Origin of the sequence: Catalinimonas locisalis (assembly GCF_038039535.1) — a bacterium.
In the GTDB taxonomy this organism is placed as follows: domain Bacteria; phylum Bacteroidota; class Bacteroidia; order Cytophagales; family Cyclobacteriaceae; genus Catalinimonas.
In genome coordinates this window covers 308,813-329,857 of sequence record NZ_JBBPHP010000004.1, presented here as the reverse complement: position 1 = coordinate 329,857, position 21,045 = coordinate 308,813, and the positions used below count along the sequence as shown (strand labels likewise).

The following is a 21,045-nucleotide window of genomic DNA, read 5'->3' as shown; positions in this document are numbered from 1 at the left end:
TGGCTACTTTGGCAAAACTGTCAAATTATCATCAACCGACTGGCGTAAATACCAAATAGAATTTTTAAACATGATCTTAGAAATAAATCAGGATGAACGAGTAGAACATTTTTTCGTATTTCATCATTAGAATAAGTAAGTTGAATTTTCTTAAGCAAAGCTTTATAACCTTTATACACTGGATGTTAGCCAAAGACAGAGTACAATCTTCAATAGCCACAAGCAACTATATAAGCCGTGACCTGAGCTGGATGCAATTTAACTACCGAGTGCTGGAACAGGCCAAAAAATCCAATCGCAACATTTTTGAGAAGCTCAAGTTCATGGCCATCACTTCCTCTAACCTTGACGAGTTTTTTATGATTAGGCTGGGTAGTTTGTACAATTATCTGGATTACGGCAAAGAGAGGATAGACTACTCAGGCCTGAGAGAAAAACCTTTCCGTAAAAAGCTCTTGAAAGAAGTACATCAGTTCGTCAAAGAGCAGAACGATTATTATACTGGTAAACTGGTTCCGGAATTTAAGAAACAACATTTCCGTATCGTCAAAAATATCAAGGAGCTTGAGGCGAATGAGAAAAAGAAGATCTCAGATTATTTTAATCGTACGATCTACCCCATGCTCACTCCGATGGTATACGACAGCTACCATGCTTTCCCTACCCTGATGAATAAAATACTCATCTACGGAGTAGTGACACGTAACCCACAGGAAAAAAAAGACCAGAAGAAGCTTTCTTTTGTACAGATTCCTCAGAACCTTCCTCGTTTTTATGAGATTGACCGGGGAGATGAGTTCTTGTTTGTACCCATTGAAGAGGCTATCCGGGAGCATATAGACTTGCTGTTCCGTAATATTGAAATGCTTTCTGTAAGCCTGTTTCGTATCACCCGAAATGGTGATTTTACCTTAGATGAAAGTGATGATATAGAAGCAAATTTTATTGAGGAAGTAAGACGAAAGCTAAAAACAAGAAAGACCGGCCGCGTAGTAAGAGTAGAGGTAGAAGAAGGTTACAGCCATTGGATGATGCGGCTGCTGGTCAATCGCTGGAACATAGACAAAGACAATATTTTTGAAGTGCCCAGTGGGGGAATTATTGACTACACGGCACTTTTTGAAGTAATCAGTAATAGTGAGTTCAAAAATAAGTTACCTAAGCCGCATCTTCCGGTACCCCCACTCACCTATCCTGAAACCGGCTCTGAAGATATCTTTGAAGTATTAAAGGATAGAGATATTCTGCTACATCATCCCTATAATGACATTGAGCCGCTTTTGGAACTCATTGAACAGTCGGCTGAAGACTCGAATGTGCTGGCCATTAAACTTACCATTTATCGCCTGGCCAAAGATTCGCGTATAACCACCGCATTGCTCAAAGCTGCGGAAAGTGGTAAACATGTGTCGGTACTGTTTGAAGTGAAGGCCCGCTTTGATGAGGAAAATAATATGCGCGAAGCGCAGAAACTGCATAAAGCTGGCTGCTTTGTCATCTATGGTATCAGTAATTTTAAAACCCATACCAAGCTGTTGCTGATTGTTAGGCGAGATGGAAAAAGTGTTACCCGTTATGTGCATATGTCCAGCGGAAATTATAATGAGAAAACTGCTAAACTGTACACTGATTTGGGCTTGCTGAGTACCAATGAAGTGTACGCCCATGATGTGTCAGAATTTTTTAATGTAATTACCGGGCACTCCTTACCCACAAATTATCAATACCTGCTTACTGCCCCCAAAGATATGCGGCAGCAGCTGATAGAGCTGATCAGGGCTGAAGCCGAAAATGCCAGAAATGGCCTGCCCAGTGGTATTGTAATCAAAATAAATTCACTGGAAGACAGAGAGACCATTGAAGAGCTTTACAAAGCTTCACAGGCTGGCGTAACGATCAAACTGATTGTGCGAGGAATATGCTGTCTGCGTCCCGGACGTACCGGCCTGAGTGAAAACATAACAGTACGCTCCATAGTGGGAGATTATCTGGAACACTCGCGTATTTATTATTTTCATAATAACAATGACCCCAAGGTCTACGGTGGAAGTGCTGACGTGATGGTACGTAGTTTTGACAGGCGATTAGAGTCTCTCTTTCTGTTTGTGGATCCAATTGTCAAAAGGCAGGCCATCAATATTCTGGCTTATAATCTGAAAGATAATGTAAATACCTATATCATGCAGGAAAGTGGGGAATATGTGATCAGGGAAAGAGGTAAAGAGGCTGCTTTTAATATTCACCGGGAGTTCTATAGAGTTACGCGTGATGAGTTGGATAAGGTAAAGCTATTTTAATGAAGCGCATTTAATTTGTAGTATCAAAGAAAGCTTGGTTGAGGGTAGTGTTCTTTAAGTAAGGATGAGGATTTTGAAAGAATAGCAATGTGAGGGAAGTTTGTAGGATGCGACCGTGCGACGTCCGCTCAAACAAACTCACCCTTGCCCACATTGCCAAAGTGAATATACAGTCAAGAACGGCAAAACCTACTATGGTAAGCAAAATCATAAGTGTAAAATCTGTAAAAGACAATTTGTGGAACGGAAAGATGCACCCTATCAAAGCTTTAAAGAAGAAGTTCTTCCTCTCTTGCTACTAGAACGGCTTTCTTTGCGCGGTATTAGCAGAGTATTAGGCCAAAGCTTGACCTGGATTGATAAACGAATGAGGGTACTGTGGGATAGTTTGCCGAAAGAACTACCTATTGGTAGGCTTGATGATGCCCTCATTGATCTTTACTGCCTGGAAGCAGCGGTCCCCGCCGGAACGAAATGTGGAGCTTTGTAGGGGCGAAAGATTGTCCAGAATGGATTTGGATAGCCATTGAACGAAATACTCGGCTAGTGGTAGGCTATCATATTGGTAGCCGTGATGAGCAAGGTGCTTTGGGGCTACTATTGAGCATTCCAGGCAGGTTATTAAACAATTCATTGGTCTTTACCGATGACTTCCCTTCCTATGGTACCGTATTTAAGAAGGGACAACTACAGCAGGAAGGAAAAGGTCAGAATACTAAAATTGAACGGATCAACAATACCATCCGCCAACGTTGCAGTCGGCTGGTTAGAAAAGCATTATCCTTCTCCAAGAAATGGGAAAATCACTACTTAGCCATCAAATATTTTCTAGTAGATTACAATCTTGCCATTTTAGCAAAAAAAACATCCTTACTTTAAGTGCACGACCTGGTTGAGAATGTAAGCGTTGAGAGGCAGCAGATCAACTCGCTTTGATTTGGTGCTTCTCATAGAGCATTTGCATTACGCCGTCTTTAAGTCCCAGTTTAGGTACCAGTATCTGGGTTGCTCTGGCCCATTGCATCGCAGCAATATAAATGTCAGAAGCTGGTATAATTACATCAGCACGGTCAGGGTTGAGCTGTAGTTTGTTGATGCGTTCTTCCAGCGTATGACTCGCTAAGAAATCTCTCGTGCTGATGATTTTGCTGAGAGAGAGTATCTTGCCGCTCCTTGTACCTGATAGGTCAAATGTTTTGTTGATGTTGCCTCCCGTACCAATGGCGGTGACCTTGCCAAAATCTTTTTTGACATTCGTTTTGATCCACTGCTCCATCTCATTCCATACCTGTGCTAATGACTTGCGGGTATTAAGCCTTCTTACGGAACCAATAGGAAAAGAATGAGCCATCACCTTTTCTTTGTTCACATAGAGATTCAGCTCGGTACTGCCTCCCCCTACGTCTATGTGCAGATAAGTCTTATTTTCCTCCAGGTGGCTCATCAGAGCGATATTCAAAATTTCTGCTTCGGCATCCCCATCAATAATCTGTAGCTCAAGTCCATACTCCTGACGTACCTGTTCAATGAGTTCAGGGCCATTTTCGGCCTCGCGCATGGCAGAGGTAGCGCAGCCCATATAGTCATCCACCTCGTAAAGGTCTATGAGTAATTTAAATGCTTTCATCAGCTTTAAGAACTTAGCTGCGCGTTCGGCGCCTATGCGGTGCGAAGGGTTGTCTTCAGTAACTTCAAACACATCCTGGCCCAGGCGAAGCGGAAAACGAACATATTCCAGCTTTTTAAAAGTAGTTTTTTCTTCGTAACGGATGACACTACTTACCTGAAGGCGGATGGCATTTGACCCTATATCAATGGCGGCTAATTTTCTCATATAAAAATATTCGTCTATGGCACAAAAGTAAAAAAGAAATTAGTTTATGTACGCTAGCATAAAGCTGGTAGAAGCTATAATCGTTCAGCTAGTGACATTCTCATAAAATGTAAAATGAGTGGCTAATATGCTGTGGTCTCATAAGAGTTTTTGTAATTTCGCATCATCATGAAAGTAATTGAACATATACAAAAAGCGAATCGCACACTCTTTACCATTGAAATTCTTCCTCCCAAGAAAGGAGAGGATATTAACACGCTTTTCAATCATGTAGAAACTTTGTTGGAGTTTGAACCCTCTTTTATTGATGTAACTTATCATAGGGAAGAGTATATCTATAAAGAGCAGTCAGATGGAAGCTTTAAGAAGCTTACTACCCGCAAGCGACCTGGTACGGTGGGTATTTGTGCTGCAATTCAAAATCGCTATAATATAGATACTGTTCCTCACCTGATCTGCGGAGGTTTCTCCAAAGAGGATACCGAAAACATGTTGATTGAGTTGGACTTCCTGGGAATAGAAAATATTCTTGCCCTGAGAGGTGATCCTATTAAGTCTGAGCCTGGATTTAAAGCACATCCCGATGGACATTGCTATGCCAGTGAGCTGATCAAGCAGGTGAGAGATATGAATGATGGGACGTACCTCAATGCTGAACTGGAGGAAGCAACTCCTACCAACTTCTGCATTGGGGCAGCAGGTTACCCTGAAAAACATTTTGAATCTCCTAATCTGGATACGGACTTTCAACACCTCAAAACGAAGGTAGACAATGGTGCCGAGTTTATCGTGACCCAGATGTTTTTCAATAATCAGGCGTACTTTGATTTTGTTAAAAGCTGCCGCGAACACGATATCAATGTTCCCATCATCCCCGGCCTGAAACCCATGGCTACGCTGAAGCACCTTACTTTGCTCCCCCAGTTTTTCCATCTGGATATTCCTGAGGAACTGGCTCGCGAGGTAGAGAAGTGTAAGGACAATAAAGAAGTAAAAGAAGTAGGTGTAGAATGGTGCGTGCAGCAGTGCAAAGAACTGATTGATTTTGGTGCACCAGTACTTCACTTTTATACCATGAGCCGCTCGGAACTGGTCAAAAGAGTAGCGAAAGAAGTATTTTAGATCAAAAAAATTAACCAATTGGTTAATCTCTCTGAAAATAAACGTGCTGTAAATGCTTACAGCCGATTAAAAATATTTGAAGCCTTCATCTCACAAAAGATGAAGGCTTCAGTATGATTACAGCCCATGTTTAATCTCTTTGCCGAAAAAGAAGATTAAATACGCTGATGTATTCTTGAATCATTTAGAGTTTTTTTACTCTTCCAAAGGGCTGATATGCCAGATATTTCCTTCTTCTTCATCGGTAAGTACATAGAGCGTACCATCAGCCGCCTGCTCTACATCACGGATGCGACCTCCCAAAGGAATTCGTTCTACTTCAGAGGCGCTGTCCTCCTGTATTTCCACGCGTACCAGGCCACCGCTGGTTAATCCACCAATCAGCAGGCTACCTTGCCACTCGGTAAACGCCTCTCCGGTGTAGTATTCCATACCTGAAGGAGAAATGGTAGGTGTCCAGTGTATCAATGCATTGGCAAATTCAGGGCGAGTAGTAGGGTCAGGAATGTCCGTACCATCATAATTATCTCCCCAGCTTACCACCGGCCAGCCATAATTACGGGATGCTTCGGGCTGGTTAAGCTCATCACCTCCCATAGGTCCCATTTCAGCGACCCACAGCTGTCCTGTATTGGGATCAATGGTAGCACTTTCAATATTGCGATGTCCATACGACCAGATTTCATCTTCTGCATCCTGCTGGTCTACAAAAGGATTGTCTTCAGGAATGCTGCCATCCGTATTGATGCGTACAATGCTTCCAAGATGGTTGGAGAGATTTTGGGCAGGGTCAAATTTAAACCTTTCTCCCAATGTCAGGAATAGAGTTCCTTCTTCAGCAAAAACGATTCTGCCTCCGAAGTGGTTAGGACCTTTTACTTTAGGTTCCTGACTAAAAATCACTGTAAAATCATTGATCTTACCGTTTTCAAATTTACCACGGCCCAGTGCGGTAGAAGCAGTGCTGTCAGTTCCCGGCTCTGCAAACGAAAGGTAGATATATTGATTGTTTTCAAAGTCTGGGTCAAGCGCTACATCCAGTAAGCCTCCCTGGCCTACATTAAACACCTCGGGTGTACCTCCAACAGGCTCAGAAAGTGTGGAATCATTGTTGAAAATCCGCAAGGCTCCGGAGCGCTCAGTAACTAAAAGCCTTCCATCGGGCAAAAATGCCATGCCCCAGGGGTGGGTAAGTCCTTCTACCACCTTTTTCACCTCCAATGCTCCGGCATCGGTCACTACTGTGCTCTTCTGAGCATTTGCAGAGGTGCCTATACATAAAAAGATACATAGGGCACCAAAAAAATATTTCACGTCACTCATTGTGCTTCTTTGTTTGATAAAAAAATCCTTTCTCAAGCCATAACCTGATACCTAAACCAATGTTCATGTATTCAAAATATTGATGAGAAGTGACTAAAGGATTTGAGCTTTATTAGAGGTTAAAAAAGTTTTGTCGGGCAATTTGGAGGTTAAGTGGAAATAATATGATTTGCTGCCAATAATGTACGCTGGCTTTTGCTAAACCTTGAGTAGGTCTAACTTGCTTCAAGTTAGGGAAATCTTTGTTCAACCCATTCTCTGAGATCCCTCAGTACATCAGCTCTGGCGACCGGAATTTCATTGATCATTTCGTGATACAGTCCGTCATACAGCTTCAGTGTTTTGTCAGTACTGCGTGCTAGTTCATAAAACCTTTGTGAACCTTCGGAAGTAGTGATTCTATCGCCGGTACCATGCATAATGTAGAGAGGAATGTACAATTGACCAGCTTTCGCATATAAAGTTTTGTGTACGTTAAACATCTCATAGCCCAGCCTTACTGAGCCAAGACCATGTACCAGAGGATCAGCTTTATAGTGAGCAATGACTTCCTGGTCATGGGAGAGATACTTTGCATTGATGTTAGAACTCAATGTGAGCGAAGGTAGCAGAGGGACCAAACCTTTGGCAGCAAGTCTTGCTACTTTCAGGTAAGCATTCCAATAAGGTTCTATACCAGGCGAACTCAGAATGAGCGCGCTTAGATCTTTCTGATAGTTCAACGCATAAAGGGCCGCAATGACTCCTCCCAAAGAATGCCCCATCAGCATCACCTGCTTAATATTCTGCTCCTCAATCACCTGTTTTACCAACTCATGTAAATCATGTGCAAAGTCTGTCAAAGCATTTACATGTCCTCGCTTGCCTTCACTTCTGCCATGTCCGCGGGCATCCATGGCATAAAAAGCAGTTCCACTTCCCTCAAAATAATTGAGCAGATTTGCATAACGGCCACTATGCTCTCCCAGTCCATGCTGAAAGACAATCGTACGTTTTATCTGTTCTTCAGGTATCCATTTTTGCCAGAAGCACCGACAATTATCTTTGGGAGAATAGAAGAAATCCTGTATGTTTTGATAACTCATGCGATGTAGACTTGATGAGAACTTTTAAAATCTTATGAGTTTTTATAATATAGTCACCTCGCTTACTGAATCCAAAACTTATGATAAACAACAAAAATTACCTGCTTAGATTTATCTTCATTTTTTCTATCGCAATTGTGGGGCTTTCGTCCTGTGAAAGTCCGGATGCCACTGGTATTGAGCTGCATCAGCTCTTTACAGAGCATGCTGTTCTTCAAAGGGAAGCTCCACTAAAAATATGGGGTACTGCTGATCCGGGTGGTACATTGGAAGTTAGCCTGGGTGAGCAGAGTCAGAAAGCAGAAGCTGATGCTGAGGGTAAGTGGATGGTAGAACTTAACGCAATGGAAGCTGGCGGTCCTTATGAATTACAGATCACCGGAGGAGATACTACTGTTCTTTTGAATGACATTATGATAGGAGATGTCTGGCTGGCTTCAGGACAGTCAAACATGGAATGGCCACTTAGTGCTCAGGTAGATAATTTTGAGGAGGAAATTGCCAATGCCAATTATCCTGAGATCAGGCTGTTTACCGTAGAGCGTAATACCAGCTATGAGCCATTAGAAGACTTGGCACAAGGTACTTGGTCACAAACCTCATCTGAAACTATCGGAAGCTTTTCAGCAGTAGCATATTTTTTCGGTCGTGAGATCCATCAGGAACTGGATGTGCCCATCGGTCTTATCAATTCCAGTTGGGGCGGCACGCCTGCGGAAGCCTGGACCAGTGAAGAGGCAGTGAGTGATATGCAGGCATTTGAAGAAGAACTTCAGAAAATTGAGCAGCAACTACAAACTAACCCTGCAAACTCTGATGTAGAAAAAAGAAAGGAGCGGGACCGTATATTGTCTGAGGCTAATGCTCAGGCCCAGCAGGAAAATTTTTCTCCTGAGCTTGATACTGAGGAATGGTCTACCATGCAACTACCCACTTCATGGGAAGAAGCTGATACTGCTCTGGCTACCTATGATGGCTTTGTGTGGTTTCAGAAAACCATTGACATCCCTGAAAGATACGCCGGTAAGGCAATGACTTTGCACTTAGGCAGAATTGATGATGCTGATATCACCTGGTTTAATGACCAGAAAGTAGGACAGACCTATGGTTATGGTAATATCCGTACTTATGAGGTGCCCGCCTCAGCGGTAAAAACCGGAGAAAATACGATCACGGTAAGAGTACAGGATAACGCGGGAAATGGCGGCCTCCTCGGTCCTGTCAGTGAAATGTATATGGAGCTGAGTGGTGAACAAACGGGTATTTCATTGGATGGGCTCTGGAAGTATAATGCCACCGAGTCTCTTCCGGAAGTAGATATGTTTCCCAGTGAACCGGCTATCCTCTATAATGCTATGATCAATCCCCTGATTCCCTATCCACTCAAAGGTGCAATCTGGTACCAGGGAGAAAGTAATGCTTACCGTGCCAAGCAGTACCAGACATTATTCCCCCTTATGATAGAAGATTGGCGCAATCAGTGGAACATTGGCAAGTTTCCATTTCTTTTTGTACAGCTGGCCAATTTTATCACCGGAGGACCGGGAGATGAAAGCTGGGCAGAACTCAGAGAAGCACAGCTCATGGCTTTAGATCTGGATAATACGGGTATGGCCGTAACCATTGACATTGGTGATTCCACCGACATTCACCCCCGAAATAAGCAGGATGTCGGGAAACGATTGGCTTTAGCTGCTCTTAAGGTTGCTTACGGACAGGAAAACGCATGGAGCGGACCTATGTATGAATCTATGCGGGTAGAAGGCGATTCTGCCATTCTTACATTTTCTGAAGTAGCTGACGGACTAATGGTGGTTCCCGGAGAAAAGTTAAAAGGCTTTACTATTGCCGGAGCGGATCAGCAGTTTTACCCAGCTAATGCTAAAATTATTAGTAAAACTGAAGTTTCTGTTAAAAGCCCACAGGTGGCAGAGCCCGAAGCAGTTCGCTATGGGTGGGCGAATAATCCAAAAACGAATTTGTATAATGAAGCTTTCCTGCCTGCTTCTCCTTTTCGCACAGATGAATGGGAAAATTTACAGAATAATCAAAATGGAATTTAAATACTTATGGCACATTAATTTTGTGTAAAGTCTCATTTACTATGAAACATTTTGATGTAGCAACAGTTAATATGACTTGTTTAAAACAAACAATTTTTATTAAACAAGCTAATTTATGAAGACATTGAAGTATTTCTCTTTAGCTATTGTAGCATCTTTTTTAGTGGTAAGTTGTGCACAAAAGCCACAAAGTGATGAAGCAGAAGTTTCAGAGGCACAAGAAGTTGAAGAAGTGAGCGCCAGTGCCAGCAGCTATGCCCTGGACCTTACACAAAGTGAGTTAATGTGGAATGGATTTAAGCCTACCGGGCAACACTATGGTACTATCGGTATAGAGGATGGTTCTCTGGCAGTAGAAAATAACGAAGTTGTAGGCGGCAATTTTACTGTAGACCTTAATGATATTGACGTGCAGGACTTGGAAGGTGAAGATCGTGATAAGCTTACTGGCCATCTGAAGTCTGAAGATTTCTTTCATGTAGAGCAATATCCTACTGCTGAGTTTGTGATTACTGAGGTCAACTCCTACAATGCAAATACTGCTTCAACTGAAGAGAATGAAAACATGGCAGTAAAAGTGAATGAAGAAGAAATAAGTGAGTACAAACTGGAAAATCCTACGCATATGGTTACAGGTAACCTTACCATGCGTGATACTACGCTTAGCATCACATTTCCCGCTCGTATCAATGTAACAGATAATGAGATAACTGCTGAAGCTAAATTTAACATTGACCGTACCAACTGGAAAGTGTCGTACAATGATGAGGGAGATCCGGTACGTGTAGCTCAGGATAAATTTATCTACAATACTGTAAATGTAGGCTTTGATATTACGGCTACCAAAGGTAGTGAGCCTCAGGCAAGTACGCCTTCATCTGAGGAAAACTCAGCCGGTGATAATACCGACAGCTAACAGTAAATCGTTTATAAAGCAAAAAGGCTATCCCAACCGGATAGCCTTTCTTTTTTGCCCGCTGTTTTATTTTTAATGCTTATTATTCGCTATCGGAGTCAGCAGTAAGTACTCTGCCGTTGATGGTGATTTGCTGAGTAGGAGCCTTAGGGTCATTGGAGAAGATAGTAACCATTTTCTGCTGTCTTCCTCTACGTCCGTTAGAGTTGAAAGTAACAGATATTTTACTGCTCTCGCCCGGTGCCAGCGTATCCTTCTCCGGCGCAGAAACTGTGCAGCCGCAATTGGCTTTGGTTTCACGAATATTCAAAGGACTTTTTCCGGTATTGGTAAATGTGAAGTTTGCTCTTACTAATTCTCCTTCTTTTATGCTGCCAAAGTCATAGCTGGTTTTTTCTAAAGTGAGTCTGGGAGCCTGCTTCAGCTCTTCCTCAGTCATAGGAGGAAAGTACTCCTCTATGGTAGCCATTACAGTAAATTCCTTCACGCTGTCTTCAGCTTCATTGGTAAAAATACGAATACGGTCAGAAGCGAACCCCAGGCTTTTACGCGCCTGTGCATCATACGTCAAGTTGATGTTTCCCTTCTGATTGGGGAGCAATTCTTTAGGCTCTACTTCTATGGTGATATAGTCAGGCGTAACAGCGTTTGCACTGAAGATAACACTCTCTTCACTGTCATTGAATACTTCAAATGATTTGGTAACCGGCTCCTTAGTGAGGACCTTTCCCATGTTGAGCGAACGGTACTTTACTCTTAGCTTACCAAGCTGAGTAGGAAAATCATCCTCAGGAGTTTTGGGCTTAGGCTGCACAATACCCTGGATATACAATACCGCATTACTTGTTTCGGCATTAGAAGTGACCGTAATTGACTTTCTGAATGTTCCAGGGCGGTTCATAGGATTATACTGCGCCACAATAGTCCCGCTCTCGCCGGGAGGAATCGGGTCTTTAGACCAAGTAGGGGTAGTGCATCCGCAAGAGGGGCGTACATTACTAATGATAAGCGGTGAGTTTCCCGTATTGGTAAATGTAAATTCGTGGGATACCGGTCCGCCTTCTTCCTGTATAGCGCCAAAATCATGGCTATTGCTTTCAAACTGTATAGAAGGCTTTTGATCCTGTGCCCAGACAAAGGCTGACAGAAAAATCAAACAAGCGATAAACGACAACTTTCTTTTCATGAGGGACATTTTAGCTTATGTTTTGGGCTGAATAAGTTTTTCAGGTAGACGAACAATTTTTGTGCTATACATGTCATTTCCGTAGGGAATTCAGCTTTTTATCTTACCCACTTCAATGCCATATCAACTTAAAATGAATTTGTTAATAAAAGTTCGTCTTCTCACTTTATTTTGCCCTTGAAGTGATATTTTCATTTACTTTGTCAAAAAAACTGGAGAAAAAGATGTCAAGAATACTAACGGGTATACAAAGTACGGGTCGGCCACACTTGGGTAACATTCTGGGAGCTATCGTTCCGGCCATTACCCTTTCTAATCAGGAGAATAATGAGTCGCTATTTTTTATTGCTGATCTTCACTCACTGACCACTATAAAGGATGCAGAGACCAGGAAGCATAATACAGATGCCGTAGCCGCGGCCTGGTTGGCCTTTGGCTTTGATACGGATAAAAACATTTTCTACAGACAGTCGCGTATTTCTGAGGTTTGTGAAATGACCTGGTATCTCAACTGTTTTACGCCTTATCCGATGCTGGCCAATGCGCATTCTTTCAAAGATAAATCCGACAGGCTGGCGGATGTGAATGCAGGTCTGTTCACCTATCCGGTGTTGATGACTTCGGATATTATCATGTATGATGCGGATTATGTGCCGGTAGGTAAAGATCAGCAGCAGCATCTGGAGATGGCTCGTGATATTGCCAATACTTTTAATAGTCAGTATGGCGATACATTTGTGCTTCCTGAAGCCAAAATTGACGAAAGCCGCATGATAATCCCCGGTACAGATGGACAGAAGATGAGTAAATCTTATGGCAATACTCTGGATATATTTCTTCCGGATAAAAAACTGCGTAAGCAGGTGATGTCTATCGTGACGGACAGTACCCCTTTGGAAGAGCCTAAGAATCCGGATGGCGATACAGTATTTGCGCTATACAGCCTGCTGGCTACTGAGGAGCAAATTGCTGATATGCGTAAAAAATATGAAGGTGGAAACTATGGCTACGGCCACGCCAAGCAGGAATTGTACGAACTGATTCTTGAAAAATATGCAGAAGAACGTAAGGCTTTCAACTACTATATGGAAAACCTGCCGGAACTGCATGGCAAACTTGAAAAAGGAGAGGCTAAAGCCAGAGAGATTGCCCGTGAGGTTTTAGGAAAGGTGAAAGAGAAGTTGGGTTATTGATAATGGTGTTATGGTGCGATAGTGTTATGGTTTAAAAGTACTTGACCCACCATAACACCATAACATCAAGAACTATTACTCTCTAGAATTTTTATCTTTAAACTTATCAAACTTAGACTTGTCTTCTGCTCTGGGGAAAACATTGTCGCTTAGGTCAGTATCGGCAGTTTCCTGATCAGGATCTAGGGTGATAGAAGCCAGCTCTTTATCCAGAGCGAACACTTTACTGGCTGAATTTTCATTTTTACGCCAGATCTCAGCCGGGATTTTACGCGTTTCTGAAGTGCCATCAGCATAGTTAAACTGCACAATGAGCGGCATTACCAGCCCCCCTTCATTTTTGAAAGTGACTTCATAAATATTTTTGCCCTCGTATTGCTTACGAATGGCGTCATCATTCTGACGATTCATAAACTCACCGTAGAAACGTTCGTCGGTATTAGTAACGGTAAGCGGCTCATAAGTTTCCGGCATCTCCTTCGTATCTTCTGCCGAAGCTTCCGCTTCGTTAATATCGCCTTCCTGAGCAGTAACATTTTTCTCCACACTTACTTCTTCCGGTTGAAGCTTGTACCACTTCACATCGTCCACAGTAAGATCTACATGGTCGGTGGTGTAGAACCAGCCTTTCCAGAACCAGTCCAGATCTACGGCAGAGGCATCTTCCATAGTGCGGAAAAAGTCAGCCGGAGTAGGGCTTTTGAATTTCCAACGCTGAGCGTATTCTTTAAAAGCGGCATCAAAAAGCTCCGGTCCCATGATGGTATTTCGCAATGTGTACAGTGCAGCCGAAGGCTTACCATAGGCATTGTATCCAAACTGCATAATCTGCTCGGAATTGGTCATGATAGGGCGAATGAGATTTTTATCTCCTCCCATGTAAGTGGTAATAGTCTGCGGTGTACCAAATTTGAGTGGCATATCAGGATAAAACTCTTCGCTGGTCAGATTTTCCAGAAAGGTATTCAAGCCTTCGTCCATCCAGGTCCACTGACGTTCGTCAGAGTTTACAATCATAGGGAAGAAGTTATGACCAACCTCATGGATGATCACGCCAATCATGCCCCATTTTTTACTATCAGAGTAAGAGCCATCAGGGTTAGGGCGACCATAGTTAAAGCAGATCATGGGATATTCCATACCGATAGAAGCCGCATGTACCGAAATGGCTACCGGATAAGGATAATCAAATGTACGGTTAGAGTAGCCAACCAGTGTATTTTTTACCGCCAGAGTGGATTCTTTCTCCCAAAGTGGATTACCTTCTTTAGGATAGTAGGACATAGCCATAGGCTCCTTATCATTGATCTTTACGGCCATCGCGTCCCAGATAAACTTACGGGAAGAGGCAAAAGCAAAATCACGTACTCTATCGGCCTTGAATATCCAGGTTTTCTTGCCAGTAGCTTTAGTTTTTTCGTTTTCTCTGGCTTCCTCTTCCGTTACGACCATCACCGGCTTTTCATATTCATTTTTGGCCTGCGCCAGTCTTTTGCTCTGCTCAGAGGTAAGTACACTTTTCGCGTTCTGTAGCTCACCGGTAGCGGCTACGATATGGTCTTCAGGTACAGTAATGGCCACCTGAAAATCACCGAAAGAAAGAGTAAACTCTCCATTGCCCAGAAACTGCTTGTTCTGCCATCCGTTCACATCATCATACCTTACCATGCGCGGATAAAACTGCGCGATAGTATAAAGGTAGTTGTCGTCTTCCGGGAAGTACTCATAGCCGGAACGGCCTCCGTCCATCATACGGTCGTTAATATTGTACGACCAGTCTACATGAAAGCTGAAGTTTTCTCCCGGATTAAGCGTTTGTGGCAGATTAACCTTCATCATCGTTTTGTTGATGATGTGCTCCAGCGGCTTTCCATTATCATCCGTTACGGATTTAATGTCAAAGCCACCCTCAAAGTCATTATCATACATCACGTACTTCTGGAAAATACGGGCAGGTAAAGAATCCCTCACACTGCTCTGCTCAGTAATGGGAGTATTGGAGTCCTGAGCTCTCATATTCTGGTCAAGCTGTAGCCAGAGATAAGTAAGAGGTTCGGGTGAGTTATTGTAATAAGTGATTTTTTCCGATCCGCTTACTGATTGGTTTTCATCGTTAAGCTCAACTTGTATATCGTAGTCGGCCTGCTGTTGCCAGTACTTATAACCGGGAGCACCTGAGGCAGTACGGTATTCATTCGGGGTAGGAAGGGTCGTGCCTAGCTGCTCAAACTTTCCCTTATGCTCTTGTCCTTCCTGTGCCCAGACTGTACCTAAGCTCAGCAGGAATATCAGAGTTGTTGAAATATATCTCATAGTATTGAATTATTGATCCTTAGATAGAATATTGCATAAGCGTGCAATATACGCAGGAATAAAATGACAAATGGAATCAATAAGTTCTGTTATGAGGATAATTGCTGTTAAAAAAGCAATATGGAGGGCAGAAAAAAAGCCTGCAATGCTACAGGCTCCGAGTTTTACTTAGCTATCCAAACTTGTTCTTCCTGCTGGCTGCCTATTTGCAACATCAGGCGGGTAGGTTTGGGTACCAATACCAGACGGGTGAGCTTGTCTGGATATTCATCTACATCTACTAGTACACCTCCATCAGCTGCATGATAAGTTACCTGTCCGTTATCCTCTTTTTTTACATACTTATTAGCCAGATATGCGATAGGTAGTAAAACATCATTATCAGGACACAGCTCATCGTGTACATCAGCCAGGATATCTTCCAAATACTCACCATACTGCTCTACAAAGTCATCTTCCAGATCATGAAGTTCCTCTTCCACCTCATCATAGTTTTTGTCATTATAGTTAAGCTGACTCAGGATGTTTTTCTTTTCAACAATTTTTACCAGTACTTGGTCAAGCGCTTCAATATCCATAAAAAATAATTTTATTAATCAGTGTTTGTTACGATTTGAATCAGAATATGCAAAATTCATAAGACTAATCGGAACTTGCAAAACAAGTAACTAAAATGTTTTATAAGCTCAAGCAAAGATGAGCAATAAATAGATTAAGTATTTCGTTAAAATTTTGTTTTGATAAATTAAACAAAAGAAGATATAAAATAGTATGAATTTTAGGTGGATTTTTTTATCAAGCAGATCCCCACAAAATTTTTTGCTGGATGAAATGCTTTATATTGCCTTCATATAACAATCAGAAATCCTATAAGGACAACATCTCTTTGACATGCTAATCAGCAGAAACACAGAAGATATTTGACTTGTAGGTAAATACTTAACAGTATTATGAGTATGATAATCTATTTTTTTGCACTCCTAGTAGAATAATCGTATAGTTTGTGTGTATCTTTCCAAGATTATATAGATTTTAGTAACCTTGTAGAAGTGTGCAGAAGTAGCTCGCGGAATGAAATTATTATATCGGCTTCCAAAAGTATACTTGTTTTGTCAGAGAGAATTGTGTGAGTAGAAGTTATAAAGTTTCAAACATTAAAGTTTATAAATGCATCAGATTAATATCCTTTTAGTGGATGACCATCAGATTATTCGTGATGGTATAAAGTTAATGTTACAAAATTGTGATTTTATCAATATAGCCGAAGAAGCGTCAAACGTCACTGAAGCATTAGAGGTATTGGAAAGGCAGAATGATATTGGTATGGTAATTTCCGATATTTCTTTGCCCAAAGAGGATGGGTTTGAGTTGCTGAAGGTAATAAAGAAGAAGTTTGATAATGTTCAGTTCCTGTTTCTCAGTATGTATATTGAAGAACATTATGCATTGCAGGCAGTAGAACATGGTGCCGATGGATATCTTCCCAAAGATGTATCGGTGAATGCATTGATTGGAGCGATCAAAACGATTCACGAAGGGGATATCTGTTACGATAAAAAAATCTCAGATCTCATTATCAAAGCTTTTATCAATAAGAATATCCGCCGCTATGGCATTGGTGAATCCAGCCGCTCGCTTACCAAACGTGAGAAAGAAATTCTTGCTCAGGTAATTGATGGTGTCAGCAATGCAATTATTGCAGAAAAATTGGACATCAGTGTACGTACCGTAGAAAATCACAGAGCCAATATATTAAGAAAGGTAGGCGTAAAGAATACGGCAGAGTTAGTTCGTTATACTTTACAGCATGATGTGCTCAATTGAGTACCTTATGAATTTTTTTATCTACTTCTAATCTGAGAACTTCAAAGCAAACTTTCCTGAATTGACAGTTTTTAAACTATTTCTATGCAATTTTTGCAAAGGAATAGGATGAACTGTGGTTTTCTTTTTCTGGAAAAAATATAGGGGAACCAATACGTGATACCCTATCTGAAGAAGGTAGGGGTATTCTGCGCTTCAAAAAGCCTTATTACACTATTTTAATCAAAATTATCCTGTAAATTTAGGTCATTGTCCCTCGTGACACACCTAAATTTTTTTAAATTATTGCATATAGCTAATCATCCAAAACTTGCATTATGGATATTAAAATTAAAGAAAAAGCCCAAAAATGGTTGGATAGCAATATTGATGAAGAGAGTAAGCTCACCATCAAAAAAATGTTGCAAAATAGTAATGAAGACGAGCTAATTGATGCCTTTTACAAGGATCTTGAATTTGGTACCGGAGGACTAAGAGGAGTAATGGGAGTAGGGTCAAACCGTATCAACAAATATACGGTAGGTATGGCTACCCAGGGATTGAGTAATTATCTTTTACAAACCTACCCTGATAAGGACATTAGTGTGGCCATTGCCCACGACAGCCGGAACAATAGCCGTTACTTCGCTCAAGTTACCGCTGATGTGTTTTCTGCCAATGGCATTAAAGTTTACTTTTTTGATGACCTAAGACCTACACCAGAGCTTTCATTTGCCATTCGTACCCTGGGTTGTCAGAGTGGAGTGGTACTGACCGCCTCTCATAACCCTAAAGAATATAATGGATATAAGGCTTACTGGAATGATGGTGGGCAGCTTATAGCTCCTCATGACAAAAATGTGATCCGTGAAGTAAGTAAGATTGAAGGGATCAATGCCGTAAAGTTTGATAAGGACGAAAGCAAAATTCAGATCATAGGAAAAGATATTGATGATCAGTACCTGAATATGCTGAAAGGGCTTTCGCTCTCACCTGAAGCGATTGAACGCCAGAAGGATCTAAAGATTGTCTTTACGCCTATTCATGGTACTGCGATCAAACTTGTGCCTCCTGCTTTAGAAAAACTGGGTTTTACGAATGTTCATATTGTGCAGGAGCAGGCCAAACCGGATGGAAACTTCCCTACAGTAGTATATCCAAATCCTGAAGAATCTGAAGCGTTGGACATTGCGCTCAAGCAAGCCACAGAGATAGATGCTGATATCCTGATGGGAACTGACCCTGACGCTGACCGGGTAGGCATAGCCGCTAAAAATCCTCATGGAAAGTTTCAGTTGCTCAATGGTAATCAGACAGGCAGCATGCTGATCCACTATCTCCTGAAGATGTGGCAGGAAAAAGGTAAACTGGATGGGAAGCAGTTTGTAGCCAAAACCATTGTAACTACTGACCTGATTGAGAAAATAGCTCAGCATTTTGAAGTAAACTGCTATGACACTCTTACCGGTTTCAAATACATTGCAGCCTTGATACGTGAAAAAGAGGGACAGGAGGAGTTTATAGGTGGTGGAGAAGAAAGCTATGGTTATCTCTTTGGCGATAAAGTGAGAGACAAAGATGCAGTGGCTTCTTGTGTAATGATAGCCGAGATGGCTGCTTATGTCAAAGATCAGGGGATGAGTCTGTTTGATTTCCTTCTGGATACTTACCTGAAGTTTGGTTTGTACCACGAACGCCTGCATTCCCTTACCAAGAAAGGCAAAAGCGGGGTAGAAGAAATACAACAGATGATGCTTGATCTGAGAAATGATCCTCCCAAGACTATAGGTGGTGAGAAAGTAGTCAAAATTATAGACTATCAGGAAGGAAAAGAGAAAGATATGGTGAGTGGAGATCTTAAACCTATTGATTTTCCAGAGTCTAATGTATTGCAATTCTTTACTGAAGGAGGTAGCAAAATCTCAGCTCGCCCATCTGGTACTGAGCCTAAAATTAAGTTTTACTTTAGCATTAGAGGAGAACTGGATAATAAATCAGATTATGACAAGAAAGTGCAGCAACTGGAAGAAAAGATTTCCAGTATTATTCAGGAGATGCAGATCTAAACATTTCTGATCAATATTTTTAAGCTATCCTTCTTTTGTAAATGGAGGATAGCTTTTTTATTTTAAATAAGGTAGATGATATGGATATGATTGTAGAGTCTTTACTATTATTAGTAGCTGTAATATTGGGTGCTGCGGGAGGGTGGATTGCTGCACGTTTCAGGTATCAGCGACCATTTACCAATCCTCAGGAGATAGAGAGAAAATATATCTCTAAGGAATTGTACAGTGATGCCAAAAGAGAGCTTTATGATAGTCAGCAACAGCTGCTAAGACTGACTAAAGCTTTGGCAGCAAAAGAGCAACAGAACCAATCCCTCCATGAACAGCTACTGAATCAGAAAAATGAAGTGCAGGACCTTCAGCAGCAGTTTAGGCATGAGTTCAAAAACCTGGCCAACGAGTTGCTAGAGGAAAAAAGCCAGAAGTTTACTGCGCTAAATGAAGAGAAACTTAGTCATATCCTTAATCCTCTTAAAGAAAAAATCACTGATTTTCGCAGCAAAATGGAGCAGACCTACCATGAAGAAATTCGTGAGCGAGCTTCTTTAAAGAAAGAAATTGAACAGTTAATGCATCTGAACCAGCAAATCAGTGAGGACGCGATTCGGCTTACCAAAGCGCTCAAGGGAGATAACAAAGTACAGGGAGACTGGGGCGAAATGCAGTTGGAGCTTATTCTGGAAAAGGCAGGATTGGAAAAAAATATCCATTATACCAGCCAGAGTAGTTTTAATGACCAGATGGAAGAACGTTCTCAGCGCCCTGATTATATTATTAATCTTCCTGAGAGTAAACACCTTATTTTGGATGCTAAAGTTTCCCTGACAGCCTATGAAAACTATTATAATACTGAAGATCAGGCGGAAAGGAATCACTATCTGAAAGAGCATCTGGATAGTATCTATCGGCATATGAAAGGTCTGAGCGAAAAAAACTACCAGCATTTGTACCAGATCAATCAGCCTGACTATGTCATTATGTTTGTGCCACTTGAGCCAGCCCTGACAGCAGCCCTTCGTGAGGATGCTAAAGTTTTTGAGAAATGCCTGGACAAAAATATCGTTTTGGTTTCTACCTCCACACTATTAGCTACGCTGCGGACAATCTCCTATATCTGGAAGCAGGAAAATCAGAAAAAAAATGTTGTAGAGATTGCCGTAGAAAGTGGTAAATTGTATGATAAGTTTGTAGGCTTTGTGGACGACCTCGGTAAGATTGAGAATAGTTTGCAATCTGCACAAGGACATTATCAACAAGCTATCAATAAACTTTGTTACGGTAAAGGTAATCTGGTGAGGAGAGTGGAAAAGCTAAAAGAACTAGGAGCCAACGCGAGCAAGTCAATACCCGATAACCTGCTTGATAAGAGTATAGAAGTAAGGAAGATGTAATATTTAACTTTATTTATTCATAATATTACTTTTTTTATTAAAATATCACTAAATTAGCATCTTTGAATAGAAATAAGGTGCTACTCAACTTCTAAGTGTACACATATGACCTATAAGGAAAAAGAAATTGAGAAAAAATACTTTTCCATTGGAGAAGTTGCTGAGCAGCTTAACATAGCACCATCTCAGATTAGATTTTGGGAAGGAGAGTTTGACATCATTAAGCCTCAGAAGAATCGTAATGGTAAGCGACAGTTTACTAAAGAGGATATAGAAAAACTTAAGATGGTATATCATCTGGTGAAGGAAAAAGGTTATACGCTGCAAGGTGCAAAACAGATGATAAAAAATAATAATAAAGGCCTCAAAGATAAGATGGAGATGATTGAGTCATTAGAAGAGGTAAAAGCATTTTTGATAGAAATAAAGCAAAAGCTAGACAATCAATAA

The 21,045-nt window shown here is 41.5% G+C and carries 17 protein-coding genes and 1 pseudogene; 12 read left to right on the top strand and 6 right to left on the bottom strand.

Annotated elements, in window-relative coordinates; all coding sequences use genetic code 11:
• Window positions 1–182 precede the first annotated feature (182 nt).
• The 4 genes and pseudogenes from ppk1 to WJR50_RS08615 all read left to right on the top strand — a co-directional run bounded on the left by ppk1 (window position 183) and on the right by WJR50_RS08615 (window position 3,176).
• The gene (ppk1, locus tag WJR50_RS08630; RefSeq protein ID WP_341292849.1) at window positions 183–2,297 is read left to right on the top strand and encodes a polyphosphate kinase 1; all 2,115 of its coding nucleotides are present in this window, start codon (window positions 183–185) and stop codon (window positions 2,295–2,297) included.
• A 115-nt stretch (window positions 2,298–2,412) separates the two neighbouring features.
• Window positions 2,413–2,496 (top strand): annotated as a pseudogene (locus WJR50_RS08625) (IS1/IS1595 family N-terminal zinc-binding domain-containing protein); the annotation flags it as partial.
• 39 nt (window positions 2,497–2,535) lie between these two features.
• Window positions 2,536–2,787, top strand: a complete 252-nt coding sequence (locus WJR50_RS08620; RefSeq protein WP_341292854.1) for a hypothetical protein — start codon at window positions 2,536–2,538, stop codon at window positions 2,785–2,787.
• Window positions 2,772–3,176, top strand: a complete 405-nt coding sequence (locus WJR50_RS08615; RefSeq protein ID WP_341292848.1) for an IS1 family transposase — start codon at window positions 2,772–2,774, stop codon at window positions 3,174–3,176. Before WJR50_RS08620 ends, WJR50_RS08615 begins: the two co-directional genes overlap by 16 nt.
• 43 nt (window positions 3,177–3,219) lie before the next feature.
• On the opposite strand, the gene WJR50_RS08610 is transcribed toward WJR50_RS08615, so the two are convergent.
• Entirely contained in the window at window positions 3,220–4,131 is a 912-nt protein-coding gene (locus tag WJR50_RS08610; protein WP_341292847.1) for a Ppx/GppA phosphatase family protein, read from the bottom strand.
• A gap of 168 nt (window positions 4,132–4,299) precedes the next feature.
• On the opposite strand from WJR50_RS08610, the gene metF reads away from it, so the two are divergent.
• Entirely contained in the window at window positions 4,300–5,253 is a 954-nt protein-coding gene (gene metF, locus WJR50_RS08605; protein WP_341292846.1) for a methylenetetrahydrofolate reductase [NAD(P)H], read from the top strand.
• Window positions 5,254–5,448: 195 nt separating this feature from the next.
• Here the strand turns inward: metF and WJR50_RS08600 are convergent, their stop codons facing one another.
• Window positions 5,449–6,576, bottom strand: a complete 1,128-nt coding sequence (locus tag WJR50_RS08600; RefSeq protein ID WP_341292845.1) for a PQQ-dependent sugar dehydrogenase — start codon at window positions 6,574–6,576, stop codon at window positions 5,449–5,451.
• Window positions 6,577–6,806: 230 nt separating this feature from the next.
• Window positions 6,807–7,661, bottom strand: a complete 855-nt coding sequence (locus WJR50_RS08595; RefSeq protein WP_341292844.1) for an alpha/beta hydrolase — start codon at window positions 7,659–7,661, stop codon at window positions 6,807–6,809.
• An 80-nt stretch (window positions 7,662–7,741) separates the two neighbouring features.
• On the opposite strand from WJR50_RS08595, the gene WJR50_RS08590 reads away from it, so the two are divergent.
• Both WJR50_RS08590 and WJR50_RS08585 read left to right on the top strand, forming a co-directional pair.
• Window positions 7,742–9,724, top strand: a complete 1,983-nt coding sequence (locus WJR50_RS08590) for a sialate O-acetylesterase (RefSeq protein ID WP_341292843.1) — start codon at window positions 7,742–7,744, stop codon at window positions 9,722–9,724.
• A 115-nt stretch (window positions 9,725–9,839) separates the two neighbouring features.
• Window positions 9,840–10,640, top strand: coding sequence for a YceI family protein (locus WJR50_RS08585; protein WP_341292842.1), 801 nt, complete (start codon window positions 9,840–9,842; stop codon window positions 10,638–10,640).
• A gap of 82 nt (window positions 10,641–10,722) precedes the next feature.
• Here the strand turns inward: WJR50_RS08585 and WJR50_RS08580 are convergent, their stop codons facing one another.
• Window positions 10,723–11,826, bottom strand: a complete 1,104-nt coding sequence (locus WJR50_RS08580; protein WP_341292841.1) for a DUF1573 domain-containing protein — start codon at window positions 11,824–11,826, stop codon at window positions 10,723–10,725.
• A 224-nt stretch (window positions 11,827–12,050) separates the two neighbouring features.
• Between WJR50_RS08580 and trpS the strand changes: the two genes are divergently transcribed.
• On the top strand, window positions 12,051–13,019 hold the full coding sequence (gene trpS / locus WJR50_RS08575; RefSeq protein ID WP_341292840.1) for a tryptophan--tRNA ligase: 969 nt from the start codon (window positions 12,051–12,053) through the stop codon (window positions 13,017–13,019).
• Window positions 13,020–13,094: 75 nt separating this feature from the next.
• Here trpS and WJR50_RS08570 read toward each other — a convergent pair whose 3' ends face one another.
• Together WJR50_RS08570 and WJR50_RS08565 are read right to left on the bottom strand one after the other, a co-directional pair.
• A complete protein-coding gene (locus WJR50_RS08570; RefSeq protein WP_341292839.1) occupies window positions 13,095–15,332 on the bottom strand; it encodes a M1 family metallopeptidase in 2,238 nt (745 codons plus the stop codon).
• A gap of 164 nt (window positions 15,333–15,496) precedes the next feature.
• Entirely contained in the window at window positions 15,497–15,910 is a 414-nt protein-coding gene (locus WJR50_RS08565) for a hypothetical protein (RefSeq protein ID WP_341292838.1), read from the bottom strand.
• Window positions 15,911–16,499: 589 nt separating this feature from the next.
• Here WJR50_RS08565 and WJR50_RS08560 point away from each other — a divergent pair.
• From WJR50_RS08560 to WJR50_RS08545, 4 genes are all read left to right on the top strand, one after another.
• The gene (locus tag WJR50_RS08560) at window positions 16,500–17,156 is read left to right on the top strand and encodes a response regulator (protein WP_341292837.1); all 657 of its coding nucleotides are present in this window, start codon (window positions 16,500–16,502) and stop codon (window positions 17,154–17,156) included.
• 317 nt (window positions 17,157–17,473) lie between these two features.
• Entirely contained in the window at window positions 17,474–19,201 is a 1,728-nt protein-coding gene (locus tag WJR50_RS08555) for a phospho-sugar mutase (protein WP_341292836.1), read from the top strand.
• A 41-nt stretch (window positions 19,202–19,242) separates the two neighbouring features.
• Window positions 19,243–20,595, top strand: coding sequence for a DNA recombination protein RmuC (locus WJR50_RS08550; protein WP_341292835.1), 1,353 nt, complete (start codon window positions 19,243–19,245; stop codon window positions 20,593–20,595).
• A gap of 105 nt (window positions 20,596–20,700) precedes the next feature.
• Complete coding sequence (locus tag WJR50_RS08545) at window positions 20,701–21,045, top strand: MerR family transcriptional regulator (RefSeq protein WP_341292834.1); 345 nt, start codon at window positions 20,701–20,703, stop codon at window positions 21,043–21,045.

Excerpts from the sequence above, each read along its gene's own strand:
- WJR50_RS08570 (WP_341292839.1), bottom strand. The coding sequence starts at position 15,332 with ATGAGATATATTTCAACAACTCTGATATTCCTGCTGAGCTTAGGTACA.
- WJR50_RS08600 (WP_341292845.1), bottom strand. The coding sequence starts at position 6,576 with ATGAGTGACGTGAAATATTTTTTTGGTGCCCTATGTATCTTTTTATGT.
- trpS (WP_341292840.1), top strand. The coding sequence starts at position 12,051 with ATGTCAAGAATACTAACGGGTATACAAAGTACGGGTCGGCCACACTTG.
- WJR50_RS08595 (WP_341292844.1), bottom strand. The coding sequence starts at position 7,661 with ATGAGTTATCAAAACATACAGGATTTCTTCTATTCTCCCAAAGATAAT.
- metF (WP_341292846.1), top strand. The coding sequence starts at position 4,300 with ATGAAAGTAATTGAACATATACAAAAAGCGAATCGCACACTCTTTACC.
- WJR50_RS08615 (WP_341292848.1), top strand. The coding sequence starts at position 2,772 with ATGTGGAGCTTTGTAGGGGCGAAAGATTGTCCAGAATGGATTTGGATA.
- WJR50_RS08565 (WP_341292838.1), bottom strand. The coding sequence starts at position 15,910 with ATGGATATTGAAGCGCTTGACCAAGTACTGGTAAAAATTGTTGAAAAG.
- WJR50_RS08610 (WP_341292847.1), bottom strand. The coding sequence starts at position 4,131 with ATGAGAAAATTAGCCGCCATTGATATAGGGTCAAATGCCATCCGCCTT.
- WJR50_RS08590 (WP_341292843.1), top strand. The coding sequence starts at position 7,742 with ATGATAAACAACAAAAATTACCTGCTTAGATTTATCTTCATTTTTTCT.
- WJR50_RS08545 (WP_341292834.1), top strand. The coding sequence starts at position 20,701 with ATGACCTATAAGGAAAAAGAAATTGAGAAAAAATACTTTTCCATTGGA.
- ppk1 (WP_341292849.1), top strand. The coding sequence starts at position 183 with ATGTTAGCCAAAGACAGAGTACAATCTTCAATAGCCACAAGCAACTAT.
- WJR50_RS08580 (WP_341292841.1), bottom strand. The coding sequence starts at position 11,826 with ATGAAAAGAAAGTTGTCGTTTATCGCTTGTTTGATTTTTCTGTCAGCC.
- WJR50_RS08585 (WP_341292842.1), top strand. The coding sequence starts at position 9,840 with ATGAAGACATTGAAGTATTTCTCTTTAGCTATTGTAGCATCTTTTTTA.
- WJR50_RS08555 (WP_341292836.1), top strand. The coding sequence starts at position 17,474 with ATGGATATTAAAATTAAAGAAAAAGCCCAAAAATGGTTGGATAGCAAT.
- WJR50_RS08550 (WP_341292835.1), top strand. The coding sequence starts at position 19,243 with ATGGAGGATAGCTTTTTTATTTTAAATAAGGTAGATGATATGGATATG.
- WJR50_RS08560 (WP_341292837.1), top strand. The coding sequence starts at position 16,500 with ATGCATCAGATTAATATCCTTTTAGTGGATGACCATCAGATTATTCGT.